Origin of the sequence: Acetatifactor muris (genome assembly GCF_024623325.1) — a bacterium.
Lineage (GTDB): Bacteria > Bacillota > Clostridia > Lachnospirales > Lachnospiraceae > Acetatifactor > Acetatifactor muris.
Window position 1 is genome coordinate 40,382 of sequence record NZ_JANJZD010000032.1, and the last position, 11,356, is coordinate 51,737.

The window sequence follows — 11,356 nt, forward strand, 5'->3', positions numbered from 1 at the left end:
ACGAAATATGTTTCGAGCATCTGATGGAACTTGGGGAAGTAATGTCACAGGTGGAAGAGAAATATATCACCAGGATTCTGGACAAAGACATGGGAACTGTGGAATGACAAGGGGAAGAACCAGAAGAATTAGAAGGAAAGGATGTAATATTATGGGAGCGGCAGAACAGGACCCTCGGAAAGACGAGAAGATAGATGGCATTATATGATATCTCGCCTGCGCCGGGCTTTCAGCATGGAATTGTGAACGGGAATCTGTATACAATCATGATTATCTGTGATAGAAAGTATTTAAAGGAATATAACGCAGATAAGAAAAAATAAACTGCCGGAATAAACTGCCTGAAAATGGAAATCCTTATATTTGAAATTTATAGATTTCAGAATGGGGATGCAGGCAGGATATGATATCATTTTTGGAAATGGTGCAGCGCTATCCGATTGGTGCTAAGGTAAATGTGCCAGAAGGAGACAAAGCAGAAAATCGGCGGGAAATTATGGGTTACGAGTATTATAACGGAACAGGATACCTGGTTTTTCGGAATAATGAGAAGGTAAATGTGGAGCAGGTGATGGGTTTTCGCTATCCCCGGACATCAGGTTTTTAAAGGAATGGGTGTTTCTTAATAAAATATTAGGAAAGTCACAACAGAATAGTAAAATTTCAGAGCCCTTTTGTCTCTATACTAATATAGTGACAGGAGGGTTTTTTATGGTACAACATGATGTTGAAATGAGAGGCAGATGGCAGGGACAGCAGGCAGCAGGGCAAAGAAGAAACACACAGTTTGCAGCGGGGCGGCAAGTAACCGGACAGCGATCGGCTGGACCGGGAAGGAATTTACAATATATAGGCGTACAAAGAGCAGTGGTGCAGGATAGGAATAAGGGGTATACAGCCGGCCGGGGAACAACTACGAGAGCAACCGTGAGGACAACCGGCCAGAGAAGGACCGGTGCTGGAAAGCTGTCCGTAAAACGGCGCAGGAACAGAAGAATAAAGAGGTTCTGCGCACTGGCCATGAGTGTTGCATTAGGCCTGGGTATTGTCATGGCTGTGCAGAGTGCGCAGCACACGTTTGCCGGGTTCTCCATGGAATTGCCGGAGCGGGCAGGTATGAATACAGTGATCATAGAGGAAGGGAATATATCTTCGACTGCCGGACTGCCGGACTTTACCGAAGAATTGCAGGAGCTTCTGGAGAAAAACGAAGAGACCCGCGATTATGTGGAAAATTATTCAAATCGGGAGCATTACAAAAGTCAGGTGATAGACCTGACAGAGGAGGTCACCAGCGGTGAAGTACCTTTGCTGATGCAGTGGGACAGGCGGTGGGGCTATGATGCGTATGGGGATAGTATGATAGGGCTTGCGGGCTGCGGGCCTCTTTGCCTGAATATGGCTTATCTGTATTTTACGGAAGACCTGACGATGACGCCCAGAAAGATGGCGGAATTTGTGCATGACGGCGGATATCACACGGCCGCGGGAACCAGCTGGAGTCTCTGGACAGAGGGAGTGTCAGATCTGGGACTGGAAGGAAGTGAACTTTCTCTGGATGAGAGCGCAATGCAGCGGGCTCTGGACACGGGCGGGCTGATTGTATGCAGTATGCGGCCGGGAGATTTTACCACTACCGGACATTTCATTTTGATTCGAGGATATGGAGAAGACGGATTTTACGTGAATGACCCGAACCGCAGAAGCACCAGTGGGAGAACGTGGACTTTTGATACATTGAAAGGTCAGATTAAAAATCTCTGGGTGCTGCGGGAAGGTTTATAAAGATAAACGGGTATCCTGAATGACCTGCTGTTCAAGTTCATGATAGATTTTGAACACATCAGGAAAAATCACTTTTGCACCACGTTTTGCGATAGCCAGAACATTGCGGGCATTTTTTTCCACATCAGCGGCTACCCTATTATCGATTCTAATGGGATAATTATTTTTATCGACATATGCGGTCAGATATTTGCCTGTTGCAGGACACATATTTTGAATGAGAAATGCAGTATTTCTCCCAAGAACTATACCGAAACGAATCGTATTACAATATCCATATTTTTTAATTTTATCCTGTTCAATGCGTTTGAACTTTTCGAATTTTGATGAAATGGGGACAATCCAGTAAATATCGGCTGTTTTAGAATCTTTAAATGCAAAGAAGCAGGGACGGCTATGGGGCAGTCCATCAATAATATCCTTATTTTGCATAAGCCTGTCATCTGGAAAATCCTGATAATACTGATCTGAAAGAAAATACAACTGAGCCTCTGGCATAAGAAAATCTCCTGTATAAGGTAACGCCCTGCCTCTCGACAGGGCGTTACGAACATTTTAATCCTGACCATTTATAAGCCGCATATCAGGGAGCGAACACTATTTGTCATCCTGACCATTTATAAGCCGCATATCAGGGAGCGAACACTATTTTATGGGAAATGCTTTCCCGTATACTATTATTATACGTACAAAGCAGAACTATGTCAATTACTCGTTGAAAATTTTATGACGGGATTACAGATATTCTGTTTTATCCTTCATATGACGGTATATCATGACAGCACTGGCTTCATAAGCTCTGAAGGCCTGGGCTTTCCGCTTTTTCTCATCCCAGGCTTTCATCAGACTGCGATGTTCCAGCCGCTGTGCGGTCAGTCGCTCTTCCAGGAGCTTATCCTGGATTCTTTTAGCTTCCGCCTTCTTTTTCAGGTATTCTTTCAGCAGCTTTTTGCGTCTGGCCTTTTTGGCTCTTTCCGCCTGCAGACGTCTTCTTTCCTCGGCGCGTCTGGCCCGCTCACATTTCTGGACACCATAGGTGTATCCGTAACTTTTATCCCAGGAATCTTCGATGTGAATCAGGGCAAACTGGGGAGGGCAGCATCCGTAATTCACGGACCTGCTTTCTGCCAGGTAATTCAGAACCTTCTGTTCATAGGCCGGGTCAAACTGCATTCTGCGGTAGGCGGCATCGGTTATATCAATGAAAGTGAATACTTTCTTCTGAGAGGGATGCAGCGGCAGAGAGTTTATTTTATCATGGATATATAATTTATATTCCGAAAGAGTCATGTCTTTTACAGAGGGGTAGTATTTTTCTGCCATTTTATCAGCGAAGCTGGCGCCCACTTTTTCATTACTCCCGGAAGCCGGTGCCTGTGTATTTTCATAGTTGGTGCCGGCGGAGTATCCTGCGCTTATTTTATTATCCATCCCGAATTCCCTCCGTTTCCCTGCATGTGTTATAACTATGCATATTTCCAGCAGTTCGGACAAAGCCTGTAACTGCTGCGATCATTCTCATATTATATATCGGGGCAAAATATGAATTTGATGACGGCAGAGAGCATAAATTGTTGCCTGCATGTAACAAATGGTTACAAAAAAACAGGAACATTATAAATTGCTTTTCATATCATATACAGGATAGAAATAAGGAGAAGACAATCGTAATGGCGATAGGATATTTGATCATGCAGGCGCGGACTGCGCATGATGCCGTTCCGCTCAGCGGGATACAGGTGAGGATACTGGACGACAGAGGAAATCCGATTTACACCCTGACAACAGATGAGAGCGGAGAGACGCTGAAGGTTCCGCTGGAGACACTGGATAAAAGTTTTTCTCAAAGTCAGTATTTTTCGGGTCTGCCTTATCTGAGCTATAATGTACTGGCACAGGGAGCCGGTTTTAATACCCTATATATTACACAGATACCCATTTATGACGGAGAGACAGCCATACTGCCATTGGAACTTGTGCCCATGCAGCCCATGCAGCGCAGGCCGGAGGAGACGAAGCTGTTTATCGGGAAGCCTGCCGTGGCTATGCAGGAAACCCGCAGTCAGGAGGGGGAAACGGAGCCTGATGAGCGGGTATTGCGCCAGGTTGTGATTCCGAATCCCATTACAGTGCATCTGGGAGCTCCGGGCTCTTCTGCCACAAATGTGCAGGTATCGTTTCCGGATTATGTAAAAAACGTGGCCAGCAGTGAAATTTATCCTACCTGGCCGACCAACGCACTGCGGGCAAACATTTATGCCATTATTACATTTGCGCTGAATCGTGTCTATACAGAATGGTACAGGAGCCGCGGATATAATTATGATATTACCAACAGTACAGCATACGATCAGTATTATGTACACGGACGCCCGATTTATGAATCTATCAGCAGAATTGTGGATGAGATTTTCAATGAATATGTGCGGAGGCAGGGACAAAATGCACCGTATTTTACTTCTTTCTGCAATGGGACTACGGTAACCTGCCAGGGAATGTCTCAGTGGGGGACAGTTACACTGGCAGAAAGAGGACTTAGCCCTCTGGAAATTCTGCGCAGTTATTATCCGAAGGATATCGAAATCGTCAGCACGGATGTAATCACAAATGTAGTGACCTCATATCCGGGAACGGCGCTCCGGGTGGGAAGTACCGGGCTGAATGTGGAGACCATTCAGAAGTGGCTGGGAAGGGTACGCCGGAACTATCCTGCGATTCCGGTAATTACGGATGAAACCGGCACATTCGGGGACAGCACGAAAGAAGCAGTGATTAAATTTCAGCGTATTTTCGGTTTGGCTCCGGACGGAGTTGTTGGGAAATCCACCTGGTTCAAGCTGTCGAGCCTGTATACCGCAGTGACCAGACTGGCGGAGCTGGACAGTGAAGGGGATACACTTGGAATAGGAACGGTTCCGCCTTCCGTGGTACTGCGGCAGGGATCCAGGGGGCAGGATGTTATCACTTTGCAGTATCTCCTGGATGTCATTTCCGAATATTACTCCGGGATACCGGCACCGGCCCAGGATGGCATCTTTGGAAGCGGAACACAGCAGTCGGTCATTGCATTTCAGAGAGCAATGCGGCTTACCCCGGATGGAATTGTGGGACCGGCCACCTGGAAGAAGCTGTATGAGACATACCGGGGAATCGGACAGAATGTACCCATGCCGGGGCCATCGCCGGAGCCGTCGCCCGGACCTGGACCGGGGACTGACTATCAGGAATATGTGGTTCGGGCAGGAGACAGTCTCTGGCTGATTGCACAGAAGTTTCATACCACGGTGGATGCAATTAAGAAACTGAACGGATTGACCAGCGATCTGATAAATGTAGGGCAGGTGCTGAAAATCCCTTCTTCTCAGCCGGGACCGTATTTTGAGTATACGGTCCGGTCGGGAGATACACTGTGGCTGCTTTCCAGACGATATGATACCACTGTGGAGGCAATCAAGAGTCTCAATGGACTGACCAGTGACATGCTGAATATAGGGCAGGTGCTGAAGATTCCCACAAGATAATAATTGAATGTGATATCAATGTAATAAATACAATGTAAAGATCATGTAAAACGATTTCCAGATAAGATTTAAATATAAAAGCGGCTGGAGAGAAATAATCTGTCTTTTGTGTGAAAGACGCAGATTATTTCTCCATGGACGCTTTTTTACCGACTAATACATGTCTTATTTACACTGTCATCAGTATCGGCCGGAGTGATTCTGCAGTCGCTGCGGACTGTCAGGTATTTTCCTTCCTGAATATCTTCACCGCTTTCATTGACAAGGAGAACCGGGCTTTCACCCCAGGGATTACGGATCCGCAGAGGGTTTCTGCCTCCGGTGAGAACGGCTTCGGTGCATTTTCCGGCTGCAGCGCGGGCTTCCGCCTGCCACCCGCCTACGGTATGCAGCCGTATCTGTGCATCCCATTTTTCCGGCAGGGAGGAGAATAGATACAGAACAGGTTCTTCTCCCGGTGCTTTTGGATATCCCTGACATACGGCATTGGCCATGGCGGAAGTAATATGCCCCAGTCTTTGAACATCCGGTGCCTGGGGACCTTCCCGCAGTGTCATTCGGTTGGCCAGTATTTTGGTATAGGCGCAGCCCTTCAGGTCCGTGAAATCTTTCTCATAACTGTCCAGGTCATGCATGGCGGCCACAAATGCTCCCATTGCATGGGGATCATTGCTTCTGGAGACTGCATCCACACACATATCCAGAGTATTTACTCGTACTTTGCTGCCGTATCCGTAATGACGCTTAATCATATTCATTGTATTGCTACCCAGTTTTCGGATTTCTTCATCTTCTGTCTCCGGTGTACAATAGTCGTATAAAGTGACAGGGTCAGAAATATGTTCGCAGTTTGCACTGCCATACTGCCCTTTTGATCTGGCGCTGGCCCAGCATTCATCCTTTTCTTCCCCGGTGACCAGAGCTCCTTTTTCTGCGGAAGTGGGGATAGGGGCCAGTCTGTTCAGAAATTTCCGCCATACCAGGATGCGCTCTTTATCTGTTTCCAGAAATTCGGCGGCTTTTATTGCGACAGGTAAGATACCATGCATGGCAGTCATTTCAGAGACAGCATCCATACAGTCCCAGACAGCTTCATGGTTATTGCAGTGTTCCACATGGAGATTTCCGTCCTTTCCTTCTGCAATGAGAGGAAGATTTACATACAGTTCCGCGGCTCCCCGGATAAATGGATATGCTTTTTCGCGCAGCCATTCTCTGTCATCCAGAATCAGAAAGCATTTCCACATCCAATATGCAATTTTGGCTGTTGTGGAAAATATATGGCTCACATATCCGAATACACCGAAACCTCTTTCCGCATAACCATCAGCTCTGTGAGAAATATAGCTGTAGCGGGTGTCAAAGGAATTTCGGCCTTCGGCAAACTTTTTAAAGGCTTCTGAACGTTCCTCCCATTTTCTCTTACAGGTATATAATGCGATGAATTCTTCCTGCAGTTCGGCCGGAATTTCTTCGGGGCCGTTAAACCAGGTAGTTTCTGGTATCCAGAGACCTTTTGTTCCCCATTGTTGTACAGCAGCTTTTTCACAGGCATTTCTCCAGTTTTCCATATGAGATATGAAAGCTTCCGCAAGTTCCGTAAAGCCGGTAGAAATCAGCGCCGCATAGTAGCAGGAAGCGTTGTGCCACCAGTATTGAGAGCCCCACATTTTAAAATCTCCTCCGGTACTGAAAAGCAACCCTCCATATCGGGGCATATATTTACCTCTCGAGGTGATGGCCATGATGTAGAAAAAGTAATTAATATCTTCGGTGATCTGTTCTCCGCGTCCATTTTCACCGGAAAAACTGAGATAGGGAGCACGCTTCCAGAATTCTTTCCACCATTGCTCATTGCAGATTCTCAGAACCTCCATGTCCGCACATCGTTCTTCTGTGGGAATCAGGTCAAAGGTTTTGTCCTCTTCCAGTGTTGCATAGGAAGTGATTATAAATACGGTTTTGGCAGGCGTTTCCGTCGAATTTTCCCGGGGCAGCGCTTCAAGCACGGTTTCGGTGGGATTTCGATGCCAGGTGAAGACCTGGCTGTTCGGAGCTGTTACTTCCACCAGGCTGCTGCAATAAAAGCTTCCTTCCCGAAAAATCTGTCGTAATGCAATTTTCTGATCTTCTTTTTCCAGGACGGTGGATGCAAGCTGTTTTACCTGTTTACTGTAGGAGATATTCCCGTCCCTGTACAGCGCGGGATGGGTGTAGTTTCTGTTATTGCATCCAACAGCGTATTGGCTCTGAAAGCGCAGGGCTCGCAGGTGTGCAGAGATACGGTGCGGCATTTTCCTGAAATCCTTTATTTCCAATACCAGGAAATCCTCCTCCATATCTCCATAACACAGAATTTCCACCTCGTTTCCGACAATGTGCAGCTGTCCTTTTTCAATGGACAGCGTTTGTTCGGTATTTTCTCCGAATACAGGCTGGTCTGCGGAGGATAATTCCATATCCAGGAATGCACATCCTCCCGAATAGTCTGAGTCGGTTCCACGTACGGAACGGGAGGATGAGTCCATGCCGAACACATCTACCCGATTGATCTGCATGTGAAGTGCGTTCGGCGTCAGCCATACAAGGGTTCCCATGCGTCCGTTTCCCACCGGCATTCCGTCTTCGGGAAGAACACCATATTCGGAATGATTTTCCTGAGAGGAGAGATTGCCGATTCCTTTGTAATGAAGGTTTCCGGTTCTTTTTTCTTTTGCGTTTTCTTCGATTGTCATTTCTTTTGTTTTACCTCCCTGCGCTGGTTCCTGTTTGCGACAGCCCTGTATGGCTGAACCGTAACTGCTTTCTGTCTGGCTACTTCAGGTTTGCCATGTAATTGTCATACTGTGCCTGATAGAGATTTAAATAATCTTCCACTCCCATATTTTTCAGGGTATTAAGGTAATTGTCCCATTCTTTTTCGATATCCAGATCACCGGTGATAAACTGGACGGTTGCCTGGTTGACATAGCCGCCGATGGTGAGAGAATATTCGGAAATTTTCTGTGCCGTTTCGGTGTCAAAGGCGATATTGGGTACTATCTGATCCAGGTCAGGTGCATAGACACTGTATCGTTCTGCTGCTTTCTGCAGGATATACTCCAGATTTTTCTCAGTATCTTCCACCAGAATTTCCGAACGGTATGCCACATGGTCAGTACGGATAAGGACATCAGAAGGCCAGTTTACATGTTCGTATTCTTTGGCAAATCCGTTTCCGATCCAGTCAAAATCATCTCCGATTTTGGTGACTTTATAGGTTGCCGTTCCGCCTCCCAGAGAAGTTCCTTCTGTAACATAGTCCCATGCAAATCCTTTTGGCCCGTCACTCTGTACGCGGGTTCCCTCTTCACTTGCCAGAAAATCAAACAGTGCGATGGCAATTTCCGGGTATCTGCAGTTCGCTGACAGAATACCCAAAGCGCTTCCGAAATAATTATTGAGATCCCGTGCTGCCAGTCGTACGCCGTCGGGACCAGCTACCGGTTCCAGTACGGTCCAGTTAATCCAGTCGCCATCTTTACCGCTGTCAAAGTTTGCCTTGTCCGCCTGATTTCTGCCGGCGGCATGTAATGCCACAAGATGATCCCCTTCATTCAGAGTTGTGGCAAACTGATTGGAATCCTGTGTAAAAGTCTGAGTGTCCAGCAAACCTTCCTTATAGAGCCGGTGAATATAGACCAGGGCATCCTTGTAAGCATCCTGCATAACGGAATAGGTGATTTTACCGTTCTCTACAGCAAGTCCCGCACCAATGGTGGGGTTGGTATTGCTCAGAGGATTATTGCACTGGATAAAGGAATTGATCAGCCAGACGGTGGGGTCCGATGACCAGCCGCCGATATATCCGGTCATGGGAACTTCATCATTTAAGCCATTGCCGTTAGGGTCCTGTGTCTTGACTTTTACCATGAAATCATACAGTTCTTCTGTGGTCTCCGGCATTTTACCGTCATTAAGCAGGTCTACCCAGGGTTTGTAGATCCACATTCTGTTCTGGAAGTTATTATGGTAGCTCTCGCCGTCGGCGCCATAGGTATAAATATGGCCGTCAGGCAAGGTCAGATCTCCCTTTCTGGAGGGACTGATTTCATTCAGCTCATTCCAGCGTTTTGCGTCTGCCAGGTAGTCATCCAGCTGCAGAAGCAGTCCCTGTTCTGCGTACAGAGCGGTCTCGGCTTTGGACCAGCGGGTCGCAAGGAAGATATCAGGCATGCTGCTGGGGTCTGACATGACCAGGTTCAGTTTTGTTTTTGCTTCGTCGCCATCCACATCATATACGAAATTCAGATGGATATTAGTCTGCTCTTCAATCCAGTCTGTCACATAGTTGTCCTGCATAGTTCCGCCTCCGGTGTTGGAAGCATACACAAATACATCCAATGTCACTTTTTCAGGCAGCGGAAATACCACATCACTGACAGAACCAAAATCAAGGGCGCCTGCCGCTTCCTGATTTCCCAGAGCCTCCTGACTGTCTGCCGCACCGCTGCCGTCCGTAGAAGGGCCTGCTTCGCTGCCGCCTCCGTCAGTTGAACCACAGCCAGTCATTGCAGCTGCCGCCATTGCCACAGCCGTCAGCATTGTAACTGTTTTTTTGAAGTAACGGTTTCTTTTTTTCATACAAACCTCCTGTTGTTTATATTTGTATTTTTGCAGCGGAATATTCCGCTTCAAATTCTAACCTTTTACGGATCCGATCATGACGCCTTTTGCAAAATGTTTCTGTATAAACGGATATAATATCATGAGGGGAAGTGTACTCAGCACAATTGTACCGTATTTCAGCATTTCACTCAGATACTGGTTTTTTGCAATAAGTTCCAGATCCAAAGAGCCTATATTGGTCAAATCAATTTTTGACATCAGCAGAATGCGGCGCAATACCAGCTGAAGAGTGTACTTTTCTTCGGAATTCAGGTAAATCATAGCGTTAAAGTAACCGTTCCACAGAGGCATTGCACACCAGAGGCACATGACTGCTATGATTGCCTTTGACAATGGAACGACAATACGGGAAAAAAATCTGAAATCCGAACATCCGTCCATTTCCGCCGCTTCCAGGAGTTCTTTGGGAATGGACTGCTTGAAAAAAGTTCTGGCGACCACCACGTTATAGGCACTCACACATCCCGGAAGGATCACCGACCACATGGTGTCCAATAATTTCAGATTTTTTACCAGAAGATAGCTGGGTATCATTCCTCCGGAAAACATCATGGTGAAGATAAATAATATTGTAAAAAATTTTTTCCCCTTGAAATCGTCTCTTGACAGTGGGTACGCTGCCAAAAGTGTCATGACAACGCTTATGATGACGCCGATAACAGTATAGATTACTGTGTTTTTATAACCTACCCAGATAGAGGTATAGCCGAATACTGTTTTGTATCCCTCAAAGGTAAAGCCCACGGGAAGCAGCCTTACTTTTCCACCCAGCAAAGCATCGCCGGAGCTGAAAGAACAGCTGACAACGTAAAGGATGGGATACAGTACGACCAGCGCAAAGCACAGTAACAGAAGATCATTTACAAAATAGACAATTTTGTCCTGTGTAATTCCTTTTTTCTTCATTTTTCCTCCTGATTATAGTAATTCTGTATTCGCCTGACCCGCAACCGGACACAGGCAGAGCGCTGTTTTGCCGACGGACTTACACAAAACCGTTTCCTGAAAGTCTGTCTGCAATTTTATTGGCCGCAAGCAGTAATGTCAGCCCCACCAGAGACTGAAACAGTCCGATTGCGGTAGAGTACGAGAAGTCCGGAAAGGAAGATACCAGAGACACTTTATAGGCATAGGTATTAATCACTTCCGATGTGCTGAGGTTGTTCTGATTCTGCATTGCCAGCACTTTTTCGTATCCTACATTGAGAATACTTCCTATGTTGAGAATCAGCATAATGACTGCGGTAGGAATGATTTCAGGGAGATCAATATGCCGGATTCTCTGGAGCAGAGTTGCGCCGTCAATAATAGCCGCCTCGTGCAGCTGCATGTCTACACCGGCCAGAGTGGCCAGATAGATGATGGCGCCGTAACCGGTTCCC

General features: G+C 46.7%; 10 protein-coding genes. 4 read left to right on the forward strand and 6 right to left on the reverse strand.

Annotated features, from left to right (window positions below; genetic code table 11):
* Positions 1–194 precede the first annotated feature (194 nt).
* From NSB25_RS22815 to NSB25_RS22825, 3 genes are all read left to right on the forward strand, one after another.
* Positions 195–323 (forward strand): hypothetical protein, encoded by a 129-nt coding sequence (locus tag NSB25_RS22815; protein WP_257479316.1) that lies wholly within the window; start codon positions 195–197, stop codon positions 321–323.
* 80 nt (positions 324–403) lie between these two features.
* Complete coding sequence (locus NSB25_RS22820; RefSeq protein WP_103241162.1) at positions 404–607, forward strand: hypothetical protein; 204 nt, start codon at positions 404–406, stop codon at positions 605–607.
* A gap of 104 nt (positions 608–711) precedes the next feature.
* Positions 712–1,785 carry a C39 family peptidase gene (locus NSB25_RS22825; protein ID WP_103241161.1) on the forward strand — a complete coding sequence of 358 codons (1,074 nt, stop codon included), beginning with the start codon at positions 712–714 and terminating at the stop codon, positions 1,783–1,785.
* Here the strand turns inward: NSB25_RS22825 and cptIN are convergent.
* Positions 1,780–2,283 (reverse strand): type III toxin-antitoxin system CptIN family toxin, encoded by a 504-nt coding sequence (gene cptIN / locus NSB25_RS22830; RefSeq protein WP_103241160.1) that lies wholly within the window; start codon positions 2,281–2,283, stop codon positions 1,780–1,782. The genes NSB25_RS22825 and cptIN overlap by 6 nt on opposite strands.
* Positions 2,284–2,520: 237 nt before the next feature.
* Positions 2,521–3,216, reverse strand: coding sequence for a hypothetical protein (locus NSB25_RS22835; RefSeq protein WP_103241159.1), 696 nt, complete (start codon positions 3,214–3,216; stop codon positions 2,521–2,523).
* A 239-nt stretch (positions 3,217–3,455) separates the two neighbouring features.
* On the opposite strand from NSB25_RS22835, the gene NSB25_RS22840 reads away from it, so the two are divergent.
* Positions 3,456–5,306, forward strand: a complete 1,851-nt coding sequence (locus NSB25_RS22840) for a LysM peptidoglycan-binding domain-containing protein (RefSeq protein WP_103241158.1) — start codon at positions 3,456–3,458, stop codon at positions 5,304–5,306.
* Positions 5,307–5,452: 146 nt separating this feature from the next.
* Here the strand turns inward: NSB25_RS22840 and NSB25_RS22845 are convergent, their stop codons facing one another.
* From NSB25_RS22845 to NSB25_RS22860, 4 genes are all read right to left on the reverse strand, one after another.
* Positions 5,453–8,041 (reverse strand): glycosyl hydrolase family 95 catalytic domain-containing protein, encoded by a 2,589-nt coding sequence (locus NSB25_RS22845; RefSeq protein WP_103241157.1) that lies wholly within the window; start codon positions 8,039–8,041, stop codon positions 5,453–5,455.
* A 79-nt stretch (positions 8,042–8,120) separates the two neighbouring features.
* Positions 8,121–9,929: a type 2 periplasmic-binding domain-containing protein gene (locus NSB25_RS22850; RefSeq protein ID WP_103241156.1), complete on the reverse strand. Its 1,809-nt coding sequence runs from the start codon at positions 9,927–9,929 to the stop codon at positions 8,121–8,123.
* Positions 9,930–9,986: 57 nt separating this feature from the next.
* Complete coding sequence (locus NSB25_RS22855) at positions 9,987–10,880, reverse strand: carbohydrate ABC transporter permease (RefSeq protein WP_103241155.1); 894 nt, start codon at positions 10,878–10,880, stop codon at positions 9,987–9,989.
* A 79-nt stretch (positions 10,881–10,959) separates the two neighbouring features.
* On the reverse strand, positions 10,960–11,356 hold a 397-nt coding region (locus tag NSB25_RS22860; protein WP_257479317.1), incomplete at its 5' end, for an ABC transporter permease subunit.